Source organism: Ideonella lacteola (genome assembly GCF_038066555.1).
GTDB lineage: Bacteria > Pseudomonadota > Gammaproteobacteria > Burkholderiales > Burkholderiaceae_C > Ideonella > Ideonella lacteola.
On sequence record NZ_JBBUTG010000004.1, the window covers coordinates 112,320 to 132,566 of the forward strand.

The window sequence follows — 20,247 nt, forward strand, 5'->3', positions numbered from 1 at the left end:
AGGATTTCATGAACACGACCCACCAAACCACCCGGGCCCGCCGCGGCCTGCCCAAAGCCGCAGCGGCCATCGGCCTGCTCGCCATGGCCGCTTCGGCCGCCCAAGCCGCCACCTGGCTCGAGTGCGAAGGCAACAAGATCAAGTGGAACAACAACTGGACCAACATGTACATCAGCACCACGTCGTTCCCCGCCGGGTCGACCTGGGACAGTGATCTGCAGAACGCCATGTGGCACTGGAACAATGTCAAGGGCTCCAGCTTCAACTTCTACGTGGGCCGCGACACCGACGGCTCGCACGCCAAGGACAACGGCACCAACGAGATCTACCTGCACGGCACGGAAGTCGGCTCGGCCCTGGCGGTGACCTTCAGCCGCTACCACTGCTACTGGCTTTTCGGCTACCAGTATGGTCGCGACGAGGCCGACATCGCCTTCAACAGCAACCTCGGCTGGAACACGGGCAAGCTGGACTACGCGAACCTCGGCTCGCCCTACAACTTCGAGCTGGTGGCGCTGCACGAGCTGGGCCATGCACTGGGCCTGGGCCATTCAGACGGCGTGCAGGCCACGATGAACTCGTACTACGCCAACGGCGGCCCGCTGGGCTATGCGAAGGAGGTCGATCCGCTGCCCGATGACCGCTCCGGCGTGCGGGCGCTGTACCCGGATGGCACGACTGAAACGGACGTGGCCGGCTCGCCCTTCCAGCGCACCGGCAGCGGCACCAGCGGCCTCGTGAGCTCACCCACCTTGGCGGCGCGGGGCTCGACGGTCAACATCGGCTACACCTTCGCCAACCTCGGCACGTCGTCGGCCACCTTCAACCTCGGCTTCTACCTCTCGACCAACAACATCATCAGCACGGGCGACCGCCTGTTGGGCAGCAACACCGGGGCCTGGGCCTCGGCCGGCGCCATCGGCACCTTCACCCGCTCGCTGACGATCCCGGCCGATGTGGCGCCCGGCACCTACTACCTGGGGTTCCTGGTCGACAAGGACTCGGGCCTGGCCGAAGCCAACGAAAGCAACAACGGCCAGCCGATGCCGCGCGCGATCACGGTGTATTGAGCCCCCACGCCCCCTCACGGGGGCTGGCCTTGAAGGCCGCGTGAACCGGAGGCTCGCGCAGTGGGCCGGCCAGGCCGGATCCACACACGCCACGGGAAGGCGGCGGCCCCTGCAAGGCGCCATTGAGCGCGGTTCGGGGACGGTTCGGGAGCGAGTCGGGGAGCCTGGATAAAATCGCCGGTTCTCCCCCGCTCACCCGACCGGCCCCGCACCGGGGCCCTGGACCGCCCATGGCCGCAGACACCACGCTCCCCCGCAAAGAAGAAACCCTGCCGATGGCCGACGCCATCCGCGCGCTGGCGATGGACGCCGTGCAGCAGGCCAACTCCGGCCACCCCGGCGCGCCGATGGGCATGGCCGAAATGGCCCAGGCCCTGTGGGGCCGCCACTTGAAGCACCACCCCGGCAACCCGCACTGGGCCGACCGCGACCGCTTCGTGCTCAGCAACGGCCATGCCTCGATGCTGATCTACGCTGTGCTGCACCTGACCGGCTACGACCTGCCGATCGAGCAGATCAAGGCCTTCCGTCAGATGCACAGCATGACGCCGGGCCACCCCGAGGTCGACGTCACCCCGGGCATCGAGACCACGACCGGCCCGCTCGGCCAAGGCATCACCAATGCGGTGGGCATGGCGCTGGCCGAGAAGCTGTTGGCCGCCGAGTTCAACCGTGATGGCCACACCATCGTCGACCACCACACCTATGTCTTCCTCGGCGATGGCTGCCTGATGGAAGGCGTGAGCCACGAAGCCTGCGCGCTGGCCGGCGCCTGGAAGCTGAACAAGCTGATCGCGCTGTACGACGACAACGGCATCTCGATCGACGGCCAGGTAGCCCCCTGGTTCATCGACAACACGCCCCAGCGCTTCGCCGCCTACGGCTGGAACGTGATCGCCAGCGTGGATGGCCACGATGTCGATGCGATCGACGCCGCCATTGCCCAGGCCCGCGCCTCGGCCGACAAACCCACGCTGATCGTCTGCAAGACAGCCATCGGCAAGGGCTCGCCCAACCGCGCCGGCACCGCCAAGGCGCACGGCGAGCCGCTGGGGGCCGACGAGATCAAGCTGACCCGCGAGGCCCTGGGCTGGAGCCATGAGCCCTTCCAGGTGCCGGATGACGTCCGCCAGGCGTGGAACGCCCGCGAAGCCGGCGCCCGGGCCGAAGCCGAGTGGAACACCCGCTTCGAGGCCTACACCGCCGCCTTCCCCGAGGCCGCAGCCGAATTCACCCGCCGTATGGCTGGTGAGTTGCCGAAGAACTTCGCCGAAATCGCCGTCGAAGCCGTGGGCAGCGCCCACGACAAGGCTGAAACCGTCGCCAGCCGCAAGGCCAGCCAGATCGCGCTGGAGCATTTCACCGCCGCACTGCCCGAGCTGCTCGGCGGCTCGGCCGACCTGACCGGCTCGAACCTCACCAACACCAAGTCGACCCCGGCGCTGCGCGTTGACGCCCAAGGCGCGGTGGTCAAAACCGAGGCGGGCCAGATCGGCCGCCACATCAACTACGGTGTGCGCGAGTTCGGCATGGCCGCGGTCATGAACGGCGTGGCGCTGCACGGGGGCTACATCCCCTACGGTGGCACCTTCCTGACCTTCAGCGACTACAGCCGCAACGCCATCCGCATGGCCGCGCTGATGAAGCGCCGCGTGATTCACGTCTTCACCCACGACTCGATCGGCCTGGGCGAAGATGGCCCGACGCACCAGTCCATCGAGCACGCGGCGAGCCTGCGCCTGATCCCGGGCCTGGATGTCTGGCGCCCCGCCGACACCACCGAGACCGCCGTCGCGTGGACGATGGCGCTGGCCAACAAGCACCGCCCGAGCGCGCTGCTGCTGTCGCGCCAGAACCTGCCCTACGCCCCCAAGCATGACGCCGACGTGATTACCCGCGGCGCCTATGTGCTGGCCGAGCCGGCCGAAGTCGGCCTGAAGAAGGCCGCCCAGGCGGTCATCATCGCCACCGGTTCCGAGGTGCAGCTGGCGCTGAACGCCCAGCAACTGCTGGCCGGGCACAAGATCGCCGTGCGCGTCGTCTCGATGCCCTCGACCACCGTCTTCGATCGCCAGAGCGTCGAGTACAAGTCCGAGGTGCTGCCGCCCAAGCTGCCGCGCATCGCCATCGAGGCCGGCGTGACCGACTTCTGGTGGAAGTACGGCTGCGCCGCCGTCGTCGGCATCGACCGCTTCGGCGAATCCGCCCCGGCTGGCGTGCTGTTCAAGCACTTCGGCTTCACGGCGGAAAACCTCGCGCTGACGGTGCGCAAAGTGCTCGCCAAGTAACCACGGCAGGGGCAGACTTCAACGGTCTGCCCCTTGTTCATTCGGATCACCGCTTTTCTGTTCAACCTGGGAAATCACAACATGACGATCAAGATCGGTATCAACGGTTTCGGCCGCATCGGCCGGATGGTGTTCCGCGCTGCGGTGCAGAACTTCGCCAACGACATCGAAGTCGTCGGCATCAACGACCTGCTCGAGCCGGACTACCTGGCCTACATGCTGAAGTACGACAGCGTGCACGGCCGCTTCAAGGGCGAGGTTTCGGTCGACGGCAACACGCTGGTCGTCAACGGCAAGAAGATCCGCTTGACCGCCGTCAAGGACCCGGCCGAGCTGAAGTGGGGTGACGTCGGTGCCGACATCGTCGTCGAATCGACCGGCCTGTTCCTGACCAAGGAAACCGCCGAGAAGCACCTGGCGGCCGGCGCCAAGAAGGTGATCCTGTCGGCCCCGTCGAAAGACGACACGCCGATGTTTGTCTACGGCGTGAACGACAAGAGCTACGCCGGTCAGGCCATCATCTCCAACGCCTCGTGCACCACCAACTGCCTGGCGCCCGTCGCCAAGGTGCTGAACGACACCTTCGGCATCAAGCGCGGCCTGATGACCACCGTGCACGCAGCCACTGCGACGCAGAAGACCGTCGACGGCCCGTCGAACAAGGACTGGCGCGGCGGCCGCGGCATCCTCGAGAACATCATCCCCTCGTCGACTGGCGCCGCCAAGGCCGTGGGCGTGGTGATCCCCGAGCTGAACAAGAAGCTCACCGGCATGGCCTTCCGCGTGCCCACCTCTGACGTCTCGGTGGTCGACCTGACGGTCGAACTGAACAAGGAAGCCAGCTACGAGGACATCTGCAAGGCCATGAAGGCGGCGTCCGAAGGCGCGATGAAGGGCGTGCTGGCCTACACCGAAGACAAGGTCGTCGCCACCGACTTCCGCGGCGAGCCCTGCACCTCGGTGTTCGACGCCGAAGCCGGCATCGCTCTCGACAAGACCTTCGTCAAGGTCGTGGCCTGGTACGACAACGAGTGGGGCTACTCGAACAAGGTGCTCGAGATGGCGCGCGTGATCGCCAAGTAAGGCGCTCGCCAAGTTCGATCACGAAGGGCCCTGCGGGGCCCTTTTCATTGGGATCCTCAGCGTTCTCCCGGCTACGATGGCGCCCGCGTTCCTTAGCAGCGCTGCGAATCCGTCGTCACCACTGCTCTTGGTGGGTGTTGGCGACGCCATCGGAGTTCAAGTACGACGCTGCTACAACGAAATCCGAGCCAGCGAACCGCGCCCCGCCGACCTGGATCACGAGCTGCGCCCGAAGTGCAGCACCATGGGCGCCCGAACCTACAAACTCTGGGAGAACTTCCGATGCATATTCATCTCGACTTCGGGCAACGCCGTTGGCTGGTCCTGGGAATGGTCACGGCACCGCTGCTGATCGCGGGCAATGTCAACGCGACACCCATTCTTCAGCCGGACGGCTGGGCCTACGTTTACGAAGACTTCTCGAACACGAGCAATTCGAACAACTGGTGGTACTACGCTTCGTGCAACCAGGTCGCCCACGGCACCACGGACGGCAATGCGCCGAACACGCAATACAAAACCTTCGGCCAAGCTTCGCGGCCGGGGTATTGCGGCCCGCGCACACTGGATGGCAATCAGTTCTTCCGATTCATCACCATGCCTTTCGATCGTCGTGATGCGGTGGTCACCTACAACGCCGACGGGTCCGTCGCCAGCGACAACTGGAACGAGATGGACGACGGCAAGGGTGGCTCGGAGATGCGCAGCCGCCAGACCTACTACGCCTACGACGGCATCACCAACAAGCGGGGCTGGGATGACCTGGGCGTGAACTACCTCGCGCCGACCAACACGGTCCGGTTCTCGTGGAAATTCCGCCTCTACAACGTGAGCATGCTCAAGCGCGATGCCAACGGAGACAAATTGGCTGCATCCGCGGTCGTCGGGCAGTTCCACTCGCAGAACATTCCCGAGTGCAATCGGAACTACACCTACGAGGACGGCTTCTCCCCCGCTCCGGGCCTGGACGTGCGCGTGGACCCGGGTCCCGATGGCTCGGAACACGTCTACTTCAAGCTCTTCACCAAGATCAGGAATTCCCAGGTTCCGTCTGGCGTTCAGAAGTGTTCGCAAGCGGATGCCGATGCAAACAAGATCTGCCAAGTGACGCTGTGGGAGCAAAGCTTCCCGATCGCCAACGTGACTCGCGTGGACTCGGCCGACACGCATGTGCCGCCTTGGATTTCGATCAGCTACGTCATGCGGCCCTCCGTCACCAACGGCGCGCTGAAGTTCCTTTTCGGTGTCGAGGGTTCCAGCGATCAAGCCTTGAACTATCAGGTTCGGCCGCTGGGCAGCGCGGGCTCCAATCAATCCTTCCTGCGCATGCCCATGACGCAGAACGACTGCCCGAACCGGCCCTTCGTGGGCTCGTACGTGCTGGGCTACAACCGGAAGTACTACGGGTACCTGCACGGGGACGCTGCGCACTACGTTCCGAAACGCACTGACCAGCAGCCCTGGCCGTCGGTCTGGGTCCACCCCAATTTGCTGGGCAATGCGCACCTGAAGAGCTACATCGACGGCACCTGGGCCCCTGGCGACTACCCGCCCCAGTTCATCGTCGACTACGACGATTTCCGCATCGTGCAGGTGCCACAGCTTCCCTGAGAAAGCATGGAGCTGGTCTCGGATCTGGGGTCTTCGTGCCCCGTTCCTTGTTGAGATGCTTGGCCATTGAACTGTCGATGTGCCGCTGTCGTCGCCACCGACTTCCGCGGCGAGCCCTGCACCTCGGTGTTCGACGCCGAGGCCGGCATCGCTCTCGACAAGACCTTCGTCAAGGTCGTGGCCTGGTACGACAACGAGTGGGGCTACTCGAACAAGGTGCTCGAGATGGCGCGCGTGATCGCCAAGTAAGGCGTTGGCCTAACTTCGAATAAGGGGGCCATCGGCCCCTTTTTCGTTTCGCGACGATTGCGTCAATTTAAGACGTTAGACTCGGCGCCCTATGCACATCACGGGCCGCCAGCCATGAACATCGTCCGATCCGTCTTCGCGCTGACCGCCATCGCTGCTGCCGTCGGCACCTGGGCGGCCGAGCCGGCCACCTACCGCTGTGAACGCCTGTTCCAGGCGGGTGCCCATGTGTTCGACATCAACGACCGCGGTGCGGTCGCGGGCTCCACATCGGTGAAGCACGAGGGCTGGTACGCCGCGATCTGGCGCCAACGCAGAATGGAGAAGCTACCTCAAGTGGCTGGCTTCGAGCGGGCCACCAACGTCGCCTACGCCATCAATCGCCGGGGCGACTTGGCGGGCAGCGTCAACGACCAAGGCTATCAACTGGCCGCCGTGTGGATCGATGGGGTCGGTAAGACGCTGCCGCCGTTCTCTGACGCAGCGGTGCCTGACAGCCAGGCCATGGCGATCAACGACGGCGGTCACGCGGTCGGTTACAGCACCAACTCTCAGTACCGGCGTCACGCCGCCTTGTGGAAGAACGGCCGCGTGATCGACCTGGGCGCCCTGGACAGCCGGAGCGGTGGCAACCACAAGACCGACAGCCAGGCCAACGCGATCAATGCGTCGGGAATGGTGGTGGGGCACAGTGGCTCGCCCCGTTCATACCAGACGGCCGTGCAATGGACCGACGGCACCCGCGCCAGCCTGGTGGACCTGGGTTCCACGGCCTTCGGTGTCGAATCCTCCGCCGTGGCGGTCAACAACCTCGGCGTCGTGGTGGGCTGGAGCAGCATCGGTGACTCCACCCTGCCACGCCTTCCCATCGCCTGGATCAATGGTGCCGCCTTCGCGTTGAAGCCCTTCGCCGGCGCCGAAGGTACGGTCGCCAGTGACATCAACGATGGCGGCGCAGTGGTCGGGTACGTCAACACCGGCAATCTCGGTGCCCTCGTCTGGCCTCACTATGCAGACGAGCCGATCGACCTCAACACGCGACTCGACACCGACGGCTGTCGTGGCTCTGGCGGCAAGATGCACCGATTGGCCTACTCCATTGCCATCAACAACCACGGTGAGATCCTGGCTGCGGGCACTTCGTCGCCCGGCAGCTACGCATTCGAATCGTTCCGATTGAGACCCGTCAGCCCACGCTGAGGCCGTTGCGAACCGCACCAAGATGTGTGCGGATGGCCAAGGCCCGCGGCAGGCCCTCGGGTCACTGCGGGTCGAAATGCCGCGCCAGCACCGGCTGCACGCTCGGATGGGTTTCGATGCGGTGGAGCAGGGCGCTGAAGTCCGGGCGGTGCTTGGCCAGGTGGGCGCGGGCGCCGGACCATTTCGAGACCACTGCGGCCATCAGGTCGAGGGCGCCGGGCATCGTCGTCCGGCTGAGGAATGGGGTCGCCGGGAACTGGTCGGCAAAGATCTCCCAGTGGCGGTGCAGCATGCGCCGGGCGGCTTCGCGCACCGAGGCTCGGGCCTCGTCGCCGTCGTCGGTGGTGAAGCGCTCGGGGTAGTCACTGGCGGTGATCGCGCTGTAGCAGTTGGCCGCGATGAACACCACGCCGCGCAGCGTCTGGGCACGGGCGCTTTCGTCTGTGGGCAGCAGAGCGCTGTTCGGGTGCTGCAAGCCGAGGTGAATCAGGATCGCGGCGCTTTCGGTCATCACGCTGCCATCGGGCATGACCAGCGTCGGGATCTGCGCCAACGGATTCACCCGGCGCAGCTCATCGATGGCCGAATCGTCTTCCCAGGCCGAGGCGCGAACCTGGCGAAACGCGAGGCCGCAGCGTTCGAGCGCGGCTTCGACGATCGCCGAACCGCTGCCGCGTGAACCGTAGAGTGTGTACATGGTCGCCTCCGGGGTGGGGATGGTTGAGGGATGCCCGGCCGTCTCGTTGCTCAAGCCAGCCGCAGGGGCAGGCTGCGCAGGCGCTGGCCGGTCAGTGCAAATATCGCATTAGCCAGGGCTGGCGCCAACGGGGGCAAGGCCGGTTCGCCCATGCCGGTCGGCGGAAGGTGCGTGTCGATCAGGTGCGTTTCGATGGTCGGCGCATCGCGCAGCGAGAGCATCGGCTGGTCGGGGAAGTTGCGGGCCTGCACCTGGCTGCGCACGATGTGGATCTCGCCGTGGAGCGCCGCCGACAGGCCGAACACCACGCTGCTTTCCACCTGCTGCGCCACGCCATCGGGGTTGATGACGGTGCCGCAGTCGACCGCGCACACCACCCGGCGCACCCGCGGTTGACGCCGGCCATCGACCGTGTCGACAGACGCCTCGACCACCATCCCGACGATGCTGCCGAAGCTTTCGTGCAATGCCACGCCGCGCGCACGGCCCGCGGGCAGCGCTTGGCCCCATCCGGCCCGCTCGGCCACCCGCTGCAGCACCTGGGCGTGGCGCGGCATCGCGCCCAGCATCTGCAGGCGAAACGCCACCGGGTCCGTCTTGGCGGCGTGGGCCAGCTCGTCGATGAAGCTCTCGCTGAAGAAGGCGTTGTGCGAATGGCCGACCGAGCGCCAGAAGCCGATCGGCACGCCGCTGCGCCGCGCCACGTGCGCCATGCGCTGGTGCGGCACGTCGTAGGCCAGGTCGAACAGGCCTTCGGCCGTCGTCTTGTCGGGTGTATCCACCGGGCCGGCCAACGCAGGCAGCGTGCGCTCGATCCAGCGCGGCGCGATCGCATCGCCGGCACTGTGGATGCTCAGCACCTGCAGGCGCCCCGAGGCATCCAGGCCACCACGCAGCAGCGCAGCACCTGCCGGGCGGTAGAAGTCGTGGGTGAAATCCTCTTCGCGCGGCCACACCAGCTGCACCGGCCGGCCGCCTGTTTCCATCGCCACACGCACGGCCTGGGCCACATAGTCCACCTCGAGGCGGCGGCCGAAGCCACCGCCCAGGTAGGTGACATGCAGACTCACGCGCTCGGGCGCGACACCCGCCACCTTCGCGGCGGCATCCCGCGCGGCGGTGGGCATCTGCGTCGGCGCCCAGACCTCGACCGAGCCGTCCGCATGGACCTGAGCCGTGCAGTTCATCGGCTCCATCGTGGCGTGGGCCAGGTAGGGCGCGCGGTACAGCGCCTCCAGCTTCTGCGCGGCCTGGGCCAGCGCCTGCGCGCCGTCGCCACGGGCATAGAAGCCAAAGCCTTCGTCCTGCTCGGCCGCCTCGCGCGCCGCATCCGACAAGCCCTCGAGGATGCGCACCGAGTCGAGCGCGCCACCCGGCGGCAACTGCCAATCGATCTCGAGCGCCTGGGCGCCTTGCTTGGCATGCCAGGTGCTGCGGCCGACCACCGCAAAGGCATCGGTGGAGCCGGCCAGCGGCGGCAGCCGCACGATGCGCTCCACACCAGGCCGGGCCATGGCGGCCGTGGTGTCGACGCGCTGCGGCACGCCCCCCAGCGCGGGCGCGTGCAGCACCACGGCATAGAGCTGGCCGGGCCGACGCGTGTCCAGCCCATAGCCAGCCTGCCCGGTGCTTTTCGCCAACGCGTCGTGCCGGGGCTGCGGCTTGCCGATGCGCGTCCAGGCGGCGCGTGGTTTCAGGCGCACCTCGCCCGGCGGCGTCAGCGCCGCAGCGGCGGCCAGCTCGCCGTAGTGGCCTTGGTCGTGGCCCGCGCTGTGCACGACGCGGCCGTCGGTCACGGTGAACTCGTCCACCGGCAGCTTCCAGCGCAGCGACGCCGCACCGAGCAACTGGGCCCGCGCCGTGGCCGCGGCCAGCCGCAGCGGCTCCCACGCGTCGGCCATCGTCGACGACCCGCCGGTCACCGCGATGCCCAGTTCGCGCGCCACCTTCTTGATCATCCAGTGGCTCAGCCGGGCCCCCGTCGTCTCGTGGCCGGGCTCGGTGCTGGTGGGGTGCAAGGGCAGGCTGGCGGCAAACATCGCCACGTTGCCGTAGATCGCGTCGTGCGGGGCCTGCACCGGCTTCACGCGGGCGGGCGAGATGTCCATCTCTTCGGCCACCAGCTGCGCCAGCGCGGTGAACACGCCCTGGCCCATCTCGACATACGGGGACGCAAACTGCACGCTGCCATCGGGCAGCACCTTGATCCAGCCGTTCAGCGCCACCTCGCCCGAGCCTTCGGGCCACAGGCTGGCGCGGCCCAGGCGGCTGCGCGGTGGCAGGCCCGACCAGCCCAGCACCAGCGCGCCCGCGCCGCCCACGCCGGACAGCAGCCACAGCCGTCGCGTGAGCTTCATGCCTTCTTGCCCGGTTGCATCAGGGCCGCAGCGGTGTGGATGGCCGCCCGCACGCGCGGGTAGGTGCCACAACGGCAGAGGTTGGTGATCGCCGCGTCGATGTCGGCGTCGCTGGGGCGGGGGTTCTTCTGCAGCAGCGCTGCCGCGGCCATCAGCATGCCGCTCTGGCAGTAGCCACATTGGGGCACGTTGTGCTGCACCCAGGCTTGCTGCAGTGCATGCGGCGCCTCGGGCGAGCCGAGGGCCTCGATGGTGCGAATGGGTTGGCCGGCCACCGAGCCGACCGGCGTCACGCAGGCACGCGTCGCCTGTCCGTCGACATGCACGGTGCAGGCGCCACAGGCGGCAATGCCGCAACCAAACTTGGTGCCGGTGAGGTTGAGCACATCGCGCAGCACCCACAGCAGCGGCATCTCCGGCGCCACCGCGGCGTCGTCCACCGTGGTCTTCCGGCCATTGATCGTCAGTTCCATCGCCCCTCACTCCAACGCCCGGCCGGGCGGCGACGCGGAGTGTGGCAGATCTGGCCCGAACGGGCTCAGTCGAGGCCGTCGACACGCAACGCAGCTTGCATCAATTGCACCCTGTTTCGGGCGCCGAATCGCTTGCGCAATCGGCGCAGGTGGTAGTCGACGTTGTGGCGCGAGATGTCGAGCCGAGCGGCGATCTGCTTGTCGCCCATGCCGCGCGAGAGCAGGTCCAGGATCTGGGCCTGCATCGGTGACAGCTCGGACATCGGGGCCTCGTCGTCACCGGGCGCGGCCGCCATGCCAGGAAGCGTGTGGTGGAACTCTTCCAGGCACAACGCCAGCAGCAGCACCCGGGCCACCACAAGATCGTCGATGCGCGGCAACGGTTGGCGCCGCGTCAGCAGGCTGACGAATCGCCGGGTCTGCCCGGGCAGCGCGGGCAGGGCCAGCATCAGCCCGCCCGTCACGCCCCGCTCATGCAGATCGTCGACCAAGGCACACAGCTCGGTCTTGTGGGCCAAGGTCACGGGTTGGCGGGCCAGCTCCTGCAGCGTCCACACGCAAGGCAGGCTGCTGCGCTCGATGGCCCGCAATCGGGGGTCGATCTCGTGGTAGCGGCGCGCGAAATAGCGATCGATCCACTCCGGGTCGGCGTAGTCGCCGCAGAACGAACGCACCACCGGCGAGCCCCGGCTGATGTCGAGGGCGCCAAAGCCGACCTCGTCGAAGCCCAGCGCCTCGATTTCCTGCCGAACCAGGTCGCCACGGCGACGGTCGGAGCCGGCCGTGGTCAACGCCTGCAGCAGACGCGGTCTGAGGCACCAGGCCGAGGCTTCTTCCGGCGGGCGATCCGCCAGCACCCGGTCGCTGGCGATGGACGCTTCCAAGGCCAGCGGGCCGCGGCTGGTGGCTGCCAGACGTCCGATGGTGTGACAGTCGCGGGTGTTGGTTTCCCACATGCGCTTTCTCCCCTGTCGTCGAGCACGACGCTCAAGGTAAAGAAGCGCAAGGCAGCGCCGCACGGGATCATCCAGTTGCAATTGGGTACCAGCGATACAGCCGGCTCGCCTGTCAATAGTGATGCCGTCGTGGGGCGAAAACGTTTACGACGGCCCCGGCGGTGTTACCAATACCGGAGGCGCCCAGCCCAGTGCACGGGCCAGCGGGGTGGCCAGCGGCTCGGGCACGGTCTGGTCCAGGCGCACGCCAGCGTCGATCTGTTCGGTGAGCTCGTGCAGCGGCAGCTGTGGCAGCGTGTGCAACTCGGCCAGCGCCCGGATCTGGGCGGCCATCTCGCCGCGCCCCTTGGCCACCACATAGGCCCCCGCTCCGCCGCCCAGCCGCATCAGCGCAATGGCGACACCGGGCGTGTGGATGACGGCCTGGGCCAGCTTCAGCCGATCGGGCAGCGCGCTGAACAGGGCCTCATGCCGCAGGTTGCGACGCTGGCCGCGCATGTGGGGGTCGCCTTCGTCATCGCGGTGTTCCCGTCTGACCTCTTCGAGCGACATGCGTTGCTGGCGCAGGTAGTCGAAACGCTGGAACGCGAAATCGGCCGCTGCGACCAACACGAAGATCACGGCCGCCCAGGCGCTCACCCGCGACAGCAGCGGGCCCGCCACATCCAGCACTTTCAGCGGCGGCGCATGGCCCAGCCGCACCGCACTGTCCAGCGACAGGCGCACGCTCAGCCACACCACGGCGCCGAGCAGCACGGCCTTGAGCACCAGCATGAACAGCCCGAACACATTGCGCCACGCGAAGATCTGCTGAAGGCCCTGCGCCGGGTTGATGCGTTTGAGATCGGGCTGGATGCGTTTCCAGGCCAGCAAGGGGCCGACCTGCAGAAACGACGCGACCACCGCACCGGCCGCCGCCAGCAGCACCGCCGGCACCGCCACCTGGGCGAGGGTCAGGATGGCCTGCGTGACGAACGGGCCCAGGAACTGCGGCCCCTCGGCCCAGGCCACCGGATCGATCGCCCGCCGCCACAGGCTGCGCAGGGCGGGCAGCAGCGCGCCCATCGACCAGGCCACGCCCAGCATCGCCCCCAGGAAGGCGGCCGCGCTCGTCAGCTCGCTGCTGCGCGGCACATTGCCCTCGCGACGCGCCTCGCGCAAGCGGCGCTGGCTGGGCGGGAACTTCTTGTCGCTCATTGGCTGCTCAGAGGCTGAGAGTTTTTCGGCGGTGCCCGAAAGGGGCACCCAAGCGACCCGGATCGAGGCGCAAAGCACAGCCATAGCTCGGGCTATGGCGAGCATTTGCAACGAAGAGCCGGGGCGTTTGGGGGTTCAAGACGGGCATCGGCGAAAGACTCTCAGCCTCTCAGACCCTCAGTGCTCGGCCAGGCTGCGCCAGACGCTCAGCACATCGGTGCCCGGGCGCACTGCGGTGAGCAAGGCCTCGTGCAGCAGGCTCAGGCACACCAGCAGCATGAAGATGGCGACCAGGCTCTTCAGCGGCTGGGCGATCACGAACACGTTGAACTGCGGCACGAAACGGCCCAGCAGCCCGAGGCCGAAGTCCACCAGCATCAACACCATCAACACCGGCGAGCCGAGCTTGACGATCCAGTTGAACAGCGAGTCGGCCTGGTGGATGGCAAAGGCCTGCAGCAGACGCGGCAGGTCGGGCAGCGGTGCCGCGAGCGGCCAGATGCGGTACGACTCGGCCAGCAGCGCGACGACGCCGGTGAGCCCCCCCGCGCTGACGAAGAGCACCGCCATCAGCCAGCCGAGAAACTGGCCGGTCGGGCCGCCTTGGTGGCCGAAAGCGGGATCGAAGAACTGGGCGTTGGAGGCACCGGTGTGGAAATCCACCAGGTCACCCACGCTCTGGATGGCCCACAGGAAGATGCCCAGCCCCAGACCGAGCAGCAAGCCGATCAACCCCTCTTTGGCGGCCACCATGATGGCCTGCACCGGCGTCAGCCCCTCGGCCGAGCCGGCCAGCGGCAGCATCAGGATCGCCAGCAGAAAGATGATGCCGCGCCGCACCGTGCCGGGAATCATCGTGCGCGAGAGAAACGGCACCACCATGAAGAGCACGAAGGGCCGCGGCATCAGCAACACGACCGACAACGCGTCACGGTGCCACTGCGCCAGGACCGGCCCCAGCCATGGCAGCAGGCCGCCCGGGTCGGGCTGGAGAACGTCGACCGCGCTCATCGCCAATGCCAAAGGCTCATCGTGGTGGGGCAAGGGCTGAACCACATGGTTCGTCAGCCCTCGAGTCGCTGCCACCAGCGCAGCGGGGCCAGGTCTTCGATCTGCTGCTCTTCGGCGTGCTCGGCCACGGCCTCGGCACGCGCCCGGGCCCGGTCGATGGCCTGTTGCGCACGGTCATGGTCTTGCGCCGCGCGGCGCGCGCCCGCCTGGGCGGTACGCGCGGTGATCTGGGCTTGCCTGGCCTCGGCATGGGCCAGCAGCGCGAGGCGGCGGCCGTCGTCGATGCGGCGTTGCAGCTCGCCCGACCAGGCCTGCCCTTCTCGACCTTCAGCGGCTGAAAACCCGCCCGCCTGCTGGCGCCGGGTCGCGGCGTGACGCAGGCGCGCCTGGGCCCGCTGCTGCACCTCGGTCTCCTGCCGCAGGGCCTCGCCCTGCCGGTGGCGCCACTCGGCCGCGGCCTGCGACGCCCGGGCGGCCGCGAGCTGCTGGCGCCGCTGCCGGATCTGGCGGATCTGCTGCCAGCGGCGCTCCTCGCGGGCGTTCATGCCACTCATGCGACGCCGCCCTTCAAGTGCCCGCCAGCGCGCGCAACGCCCGGCACGCCTCGTTCCAGCCGATGGCCTCGGACTCTTCCTGCCGAAGCAAGCCGTCGATCAGCGTCTTGCTGCGCACCGCCGCGTCGGCCTCGGGGTCGGCACCGGGCCGGTATTCACCGATCTGAAGCAGCAGCTCGACCTCCTTGTACCTTGCCATCAGCGCACGCACCCGCCCGGCGGCCCGTCGGTGCGTCTCATCGACCACCCGCGGCATCACCCGGCTGATGCTGGCGAGCACATCGATCGCCGGGTAGTGGCCGGCGCCGGCCAGCTCGCGCGACAGCACGACGTGGCCATCGAGGATGGAGCGCACCTCCTCGGCCACCGGGTCGTTGTCGGCCTCGCCTTCGGTGAGCACCGTGTAGACGGCGGTGATGGTGCCGCGCGCGCCCGGGCCCGCCCGCTCCAGCAGGCGCGGCAGCATCGAGAAGACCGACGGCGGGTAGCTGCGCCGCGTGGGCGGCTCGCCGCAGGCCAGGCCGATCTCGCGCTGGGCACGCGCCAGGCGGGTGAGCGAATCGACCAGCAGCAGCACCCGCTTGCCTTCGTCGCGAAAGTGCTCGGCCACCCGCGTGGCCGCCTGGGCGCAGCGCAGGCGCTCGGCGGCCGGGCGATCCGAGGTGGACACCACCATCACGCATCGGTCCCGGCGTGCACCGAGGCCGTGGTCCAGGAACTCGGCCACCTCACGGCCGCGCTCGCCCACCAGGGCGGCCACCACCACATCGGCTTCGCAGTGACGCGCCAGCATGCCGAGCAAGGTGCTCTTGCCGGCCCCCGGCGGCGCGAACACGCCGATGCGCTGGCCCTCGCCCAGGGTCAAGAGCGTGTCGAGCGCCCGCACGCCGGTCGGCAAGGGCCGGGTGATGCGCTGGCGCATCAGCGCCGGTGGCGGAGGCGCCTGCACCTCGGTGCGCACGGTGGAGAGCAGCGGCCCCGCGCCATCGATGGGCTCGCCCATCGCATCGAGCACGCGGCCGAGCAGCCCCGGCCCCACCGGAAACTGCGCCGCATGCCCGGTGGGCAGCACGGCGGCGCGCACCGTCAGCCCGTCGATCGCCCCCATCGGGGCGAGCAATGCCGTGCCCTGGGAGAAGCCCATCACTTCGGCGAGCAAGGGCTGCGACTGGCCGATCGACAGCTCGCAGACCTCGCCCACGCGGGCCAGCAGGCCGGTGGCCTCGATGGCCGGGCCAATGGCCTTGGTGACCTGGCCGACCACGCGCGCCGGTGGCGCCTGGGCCAGCCGCTGGCGCAGATCGGCCAGCAGATCGATGGCCGGCAGGTCGGGGGTGGTGTCCATGGGCCGCGTCATCCGGCCTGCGGCGCTGGCGCCTGCAGCGCACGCCGCAACGCCTCGACCTGGGCCTGCAGCCCCATCTCGACGCGGCCGGCCGAGGTCTGCAGCCGGCACTCGTCGCCGGTCAGGGCCTCGTCCACCATCACATGCACCTGCCCGGTGTGGCGGGTGCCTTCGAGGACGCGGGCCACCGCGGTCTCGGCCTCTTCGCGCGCACCCGCCGACACCCACAGCGTGACCACCGGCTCGTGGGCCCACATCAACTCCAGGCGGCGCAGCACCCCCTCATAGCGCAACGCCGGGGGCAACTCCCCCAGCGACTGCGCCAGCGTCTCGACCACCAGGCGGGCCATGGCCTCGCGCTGCACATACACCGCGTGCTCGTTCGCCCAAGCCTGAGCCAGGTGGCGGCGCGCGTGTTCGGCCTGCGCCTCGCGCCAACCCGTGTGGTAGCCCTCACGCAGTCGCGCCTGCACATCGCGCTCGGCGTCCTTGCGCACCCGCGATGCCTCGCGCTGCGCGGTGCCGATGACTTCTTTCGCATCGAGCAGCGCACCGTATTCGTCGGCCTTCAACACCTTGCGCTCGCTGAGCAGGTGCAGGTGCTCGGCGGTGATCAGAAAAGCCAGTCCCATGATCCAAACCTCTCGGGCAGCGCACACATGAACAGCAGCTCTTCGTAGACCTGCCGGCGTTCGGGCGGCATCGCCGGTGGCGCGACCTGGCCGTGGCTGCGCGGAAACTTGACGCGCGCGCTGCGCCAGAGCGCCTCGCCCTGCGCCGCGAGCAACCCCAGCATCAGCTGGTAGCTGCGCCGCACCACCATGCGGCCGGCCGCGCGCGGGCGCTGCACCAGGGCCCGTGGGCTCATCGCCAACGCGGGGCACGAAGGCCAGCGCGAGAGGGCGAAATCCGGCAGGTCGCGGTCGAGCCGGCGGGCCTGGCGCCACATCTCCAGCGCCAGGCCGGGGGTTTCGAAGTGGTCGCGGTGGGCCACGAAGCCGCAGAAGAGTGCGAGCCGGCGCAGCTCGCGCCCCTCCATCCAGGCAAGCCGCTCGATCGGTCCATCGGGCCGGGCGGCCGCCTGCGCCGCATCCGGCACCGAATGGGCGCGCTGGAGCCAGCGCGAGCCCGCCTGGTGCCCGCCCTCGCCGAGCGCGACGGGGCTCGTCGCTCGCCAGCCGGGCGGCCACCAGCTGGCGTGGACGTCGAGCGACGGCCGGGTCGCCGCGCGCAGGCGTGCCCGCAGCACGCGCGATGAGCGGGTACTGGCAGGCAAGCTTTCGGCGGCGTCGCGGTTCATTTCACGAACCCCGCGCGGCGCAACCACACCCGCAGCGGCAGCCCAGAGCGGCGCAGCAGCCAAGGCAATGCCACCACCGCCGCGGCGGCCAGCAGCGCCACGATCGACAGGGTCGCCAGCGCGGTGGTGCTCAAGCCCAGCGGACCGGCCGCCTCGGCCGCGGCCCGCGATCGGCTGGAAGCCGAGTTGACGACGTCGCTCGCGGGCACGAGCGTCAGCGACACCTGCTCGTAGCTCAGGCCTTCGACGCTGTGCGCCACCAGCTCCTTGACGGCCGGCGCCAGCAGGCGCAGGTCGGTGCCGGGCCGATGCTTGATGAAGACCGCCGCCGAGCTGGGCTTGAGCTTGTCGCTCAGGGGGTCGTTGGCCGGAATCACCACATGCACGCGGGCCGAGACCACACCATCGATCTCGGCGACCGTGCGCGACAGCTCTTGCGACAGGCCGAAGATGTAGCGCACCCGCTCTTCGGCGGGCGTGGCCACCAGGCCCTGCTTCTGGAACACCTCGCCAAGCGAGGCGTGGCGCGGGCCGGGCAGGCCACGTTCTTGCAGCACCTCGACCGCGGCCGGCAGGTCGCGCTCGTCGACCTGCAGCTGCCAGCCCGATTCGCCGGCCTGCACCTTTACCGCGTCGATGCGGGCGCCGGCCAATGCGGCGAGCATCACGTTCGCCTCGTTCTCGTTCAGGCCGGAATACAGCTCGACGCGGCACGCACTCAGAAGGGCGGTCAGCAGCAGCGCCGCCAACAGGCGAAGCGGGCTATTCATTGCTGCTCAACAGTTGGTGGAAGGTCGTGTTGGCGGCGCTCGCCAACGCGCTGGTCACCGAGAGCATCGTGGTCTCGCTGGCCAGTTGAATGCTGGTCTGGATAGCGAAGCTGCTGACGCGTCTCAGCCCATCGACGGACGCTTCATCCAGCGTCGCATCCTCGGGCAGTCCGGCGGCCACCTGCTGGGCGGTCGGCTCGGCCGCTTCGCGCGTCGGCAGCAGCACGCTTTGGGTCAGATGGTTGAGCAGTTGCATCGGGGCCGTCGGCCGGCCGCTGTATTCGGCGCGCACGCCGTGGCCCACGGCATCGGGCGCCTGGGCCGCCTGGTGCAGCGCCTGCAGCGATTGCTGCAGCATCGGCTCGCCACGGGGCATGGCGGCACCGGGCAGGGTGTCGCGGCCGAGGGCGGCGGTGGCGGAGGTCGAAGACGCGGACAGGCCGGCGCCGACAGCGGACACGGGATCAATCGGGGTGGCCATGGTTCCTCCTGGCGATGCGGCAAACCTGAATGGGGGGCCGGGGCGACCGGCCGGTCTCGGGCCCGCGAAGGGCCGTCGCTCGATCGGATCGCCCCTGGAGGATTACTCCTTCATCTTGGCCGACTGGCGCAGGTCGCTGCCCATTTGGGCGGCGAGGTCGCCACGGGCCTTCGCGGCACCGGTGATCGATGAGGTTTCCAGCTGGATCGATGACAGCTTGATCGACGCCATCTGGGCTTCCTCGGCGCGCTTCTGGAAGTCGTCCACTGCGCCCGGAACGGTGCCACTGTCAACGGGTTGCGGGGTATTGGCCATGCTCTTCTCCGATGAATGTTGGAAAGACAAGTCAAGCGACAGGCGGCCCATCGATGGGCTCGCTCGATTCCCGCCGGCCGCGGCTGCAGCGCGTGGCCGGGCGGAAATGGGTGGGCGGTGCGTGACGGCACGCACATCGCCAGGCCCTGACGATTCGGTCAAGGCCCATCTTTTTTCTCCTCGACGGGGGCGGCCACCGGGGGTGCCAGGTCGTCGGCACTCACCGGGCCGAGTGCGCCCCCATTGCGCAGCGGCGCACCTTCGAAATAGCGATCGCCATTGGCCAGCTGCACGAAGCGAAGACCATCGGGGCCCTCGGTGATGCTGACCACGCGCGCCGGCAGACGGTCGGCCCAGTCGGGCGTGCCCGATGCCTGCGCGGCCCGCGCGACCGGCTTGTAGTGCAGCTGATCGTCGACGACGATCATGGGGTAGAGATCGCGTGTGAGCCGCTGCACCCGCTCGGCGGTGCCGGCCTGGTCCGAGGCACCGCTGAGCTGCAGGTGGCCCTGGCCCTTGTAGCTGACGGCCACGCCGGGGTCGGCCAGGAACTCGCGCGCCCGGCTGACCACCTCGTCCAGCGGCGTCACGCCCACCTGCACCCGGCCGCCGACGGCGCGCACCGCCTGCGAGAGCGTCCGCTGGCGCGCGGCAGATTCGACGAAGCCCGTCAGGCGGACCACGCCGCCCGCATCCGGCGGCTGCGCCACCACTTCGGGGTAGTCTCGCAACAGGCTTCTCAGCTTCACCGCATCGACACCCTGGCCTTCTTCGGCCGCGCCGCGGGCCGCCGGGCGCCACGCGAGTGCCGCCGCCGTCACGCCGAATGCAGCGAGCACGAGGACCACCGCCGCCTTGGGCCACCAGCGACCCGACGCCTGGTGCATGGCTGCGCGCGCCTGGGCCGCAGCTTCCTCGTCGAGGAACATCGAGTCGGGCGCATCGTCGTGGGTGCTGGCCTGCGCGTACTCGCGATCGATCTGCATGTCGATCGCGCCCACGCGCAGCACATCACCCGGCACCAAGCTGCGCCGCTCGGCCGCCATCGGTGCGCCATTCAACTCGACCGGCGAATCGTTCAGCCGGCGGACAGTGAGGGCCACCTCGCCGGCCGTCAGCGCGAGGTGCTGGCCGCGCGCGTCGGTGTCGGGCAGCAACACCTCGCACTCGGGCGCGGAACCGAGCGTGTGGGTACCCGGCTTCAGCGCGATGCGGCGGCCCCGCATGCCGCTGCTGAGGAAACGCAGGCACCAGGTGTCGCGCGGGGTGGGGGCGGCTGGGGTCATGCGG

General features: G+C 68.7%; 19 protein-coding genes and 1 pseudogene. 6 read left to right on the forward strand and 14 right to left on the reverse strand.

Annotated features, from left to right (window positions below; all coding sequences use genetic code 11):
- Positions 1–8: 8 nt before the first annotated feature.
- The 6 genes and pseudogenes from AACH06_RS08490 (at position 9) to AACH06_RS08515 (ending at position 7,501) form a co-directional block, all read left to right on the forward strand.
- Complete coding sequence (locus tag AACH06_RS08490; RefSeq protein WP_341425219.1) at positions 9–1,070, forward strand: matrixin family metalloprotease; 1,062 nt, start codon at positions 9–11, stop codon at positions 1,068–1,070.
- 230 nt (positions 1,071–1,300) lie between these two features.
- Positions 1,301–3,358 carry a transketolase gene (gene tkt / locus AACH06_RS08495; RefSeq protein WP_341425220.1) on the forward strand — a complete coding sequence of 686 codons (2,058 nt, stop codon included), beginning with the start codon at positions 1,301–1,303 and terminating at the stop codon, positions 3,356–3,358.
- 81 nt (positions 3,359–3,439) lie between these two features.
- A complete protein-coding gene (gene gap, locus AACH06_RS08500; RefSeq protein WP_341425221.1) occupies positions 3,440–4,441 on the forward strand; it encodes a type I glyceraldehyde-3-phosphate dehydrogenase in 1,002 nt (333 codons plus the stop codon).
- 282 nt (positions 4,442–4,723) lie between these two features.
- Complete coding sequence (locus AACH06_RS08505) at positions 4,724–6,052, forward strand: hypothetical protein (protein WP_341425222.1); 1,329 nt, start codon at positions 4,724–4,726, stop codon at positions 6,050–6,052.
- Between the two features lie 87 nt (positions 6,053–6,139).
- Positions 6,140–6,301, forward strand: a pseudogene (locus tag AACH06_RS08510) (type I glyceraldehyde-3-phosphate dehydrogenase); the annotation flags it as partial.
- Positions 6,302–6,415: 114 nt separating this feature from the next.
- Positions 6,416–7,501 (forward strand): DUF3466 family protein, encoded by a 1,086-nt coding sequence (locus AACH06_RS08515; protein WP_341425223.1) that lies wholly within the window; start codon positions 6,416–6,418, stop codon positions 7,499–7,501.
- A gap of 61 nt (positions 7,502–7,562) precedes the next feature.
- Here AACH06_RS08515 and AACH06_RS08520 read toward each other — a convergent pair whose 3' ends face one another.
- From AACH06_RS08520 to AACH06_RS08585, 14 genes are all read right to left on the reverse strand, one after another.
- A complete protein-coding gene (locus AACH06_RS08520) occupies positions 7,563–8,198 on the reverse strand; it encodes a glutathione S-transferase family protein (protein WP_341425224.1) in 636 nt (211 codons plus the stop codon).
- Between the two features lie 50 nt (positions 8,199–8,248).
- On the reverse strand, positions 8,249–10,555 hold the full coding sequence (locus tag AACH06_RS08525; RefSeq protein ID WP_341425225.1) for a xanthine dehydrogenase family protein molybdopterin-binding subunit: 2,307 nt from the start codon (positions 10,553–10,555) through the stop codon (positions 8,249–8,251).
- Complete coding sequence (locus AACH06_RS08530; RefSeq protein WP_341425226.1) at positions 10,552–11,028, reverse strand: (2Fe-2S)-binding protein; 477 nt, start codon at positions 11,026–11,028, stop codon at positions 10,552–10,554. The genes AACH06_RS08525 and AACH06_RS08530 overlap by 4 nt, the downstream gene beginning before the upstream one ends.
- A 65-nt stretch (positions 11,029–11,093) precedes the next feature.
- Positions 11,094–11,984 (reverse strand): helix-turn-helix transcriptional regulator, encoded by an 891-nt coding sequence (locus AACH06_RS08535; RefSeq protein ID WP_341425227.1) that lies wholly within the window; start codon positions 11,982–11,984, stop codon positions 11,094–11,096.
- Between the two features lie 144 nt (positions 11,985–12,128).
- On the reverse strand, positions 12,129–13,181 hold the full coding sequence (locus AACH06_RS08540; protein WP_341425228.1) for an EscU/YscU/HrcU family type III secretion system export apparatus switch protein: 1,053 nt from the start codon (positions 13,179–13,181) through the stop codon (positions 12,129–12,131).
- 177 nt (positions 13,182–13,358) lie between these two features.
- The gene (sctT, locus tag AACH06_RS08545) at positions 13,359–14,267 is read right to left on the reverse strand and encodes a type III secretion system export apparatus subunit SctT (RefSeq protein ID WP_341425229.1); all 909 of its coding nucleotides are present in this window, start codon (positions 14,265–14,267) and stop codon (positions 13,359–13,361) included.
- Complete coding sequence (locus tag AACH06_RS08550; RefSeq protein WP_341425230.1) at positions 14,246–14,746, reverse strand: hypothetical protein; 501 nt, start codon at positions 14,744–14,746, stop codon at positions 14,246–14,248. Before AACH06_RS08550 ends, sctT begins: the two co-directional genes overlap by 22 nt.
- A 13-nt stretch (positions 14,747–14,759) precedes the next feature.
- On the reverse strand, positions 14,760–16,103 hold the full coding sequence (locus AACH06_RS08555) for a FliI/YscN family ATPase (RefSeq protein WP_423221996.1): 1,344 nt from the start codon (positions 16,101–16,103) through the stop codon (positions 14,760–14,762).
- Complete coding sequence (locus tag AACH06_RS08560) at positions 16,100–16,723, reverse strand: HrpE/YscL family type III secretion apparatus protein (protein WP_341425232.1); 624 nt, start codon at positions 16,721–16,723, stop codon at positions 16,100–16,102. Before AACH06_RS08560 ends, AACH06_RS08555 begins: the two co-directional genes overlap by 4 nt.
- A complete protein-coding gene (locus tag AACH06_RS08565) occupies positions 16,705–17,391 on the reverse strand; it encodes a hypothetical protein (RefSeq protein ID WP_341425234.1) in 687 nt (228 codons plus the stop codon). The genes AACH06_RS08560 and AACH06_RS08565 overlap by 19 nt, the downstream gene beginning before the upstream one ends.
- The gene (sctJ, locus tag AACH06_RS08570) at positions 17,388–18,161 is read right to left on the reverse strand and encodes a type III secretion system inner membrane ring lipoprotein SctJ (protein WP_341425236.1); all 774 of its coding nucleotides are present in this window, start codon (positions 18,159–18,161) and stop codon (positions 17,388–17,390) included. The genes AACH06_RS08565 and sctJ overlap by 4 nt, the downstream gene beginning before the upstream one ends.
- The gene (locus AACH06_RS08575; protein WP_341425237.1) at positions 18,154–18,642 is read right to left on the reverse strand and encodes a hypothetical protein; all 489 of its coding nucleotides are present in this window, start codon (positions 18,640–18,642) and stop codon (positions 18,154–18,156) included. Before AACH06_RS08575 ends, sctJ begins: the two co-directional genes overlap by 8 nt.
- A 102-nt stretch (positions 18,643–18,744) precedes the next feature.
- On the reverse strand, positions 18,745–18,957 hold the full coding sequence (locus AACH06_RS08580; protein ID WP_341425238.1) for a hypothetical protein: 213 nt from the start codon (positions 18,955–18,957) through the stop codon (positions 18,745–18,747).
- A gap of 158 nt (positions 18,958–19,115) precedes the next feature.
- Positions 19,116–20,243, reverse strand: coding sequence for an FHA domain-containing protein (locus AACH06_RS08585; protein ID WP_341425239.1), 1,128 nt, complete (start codon positions 20,241–20,243; stop codon positions 19,116–19,118).
- Positions 20,244–20,247: the final 4 nt, after the last annotated feature.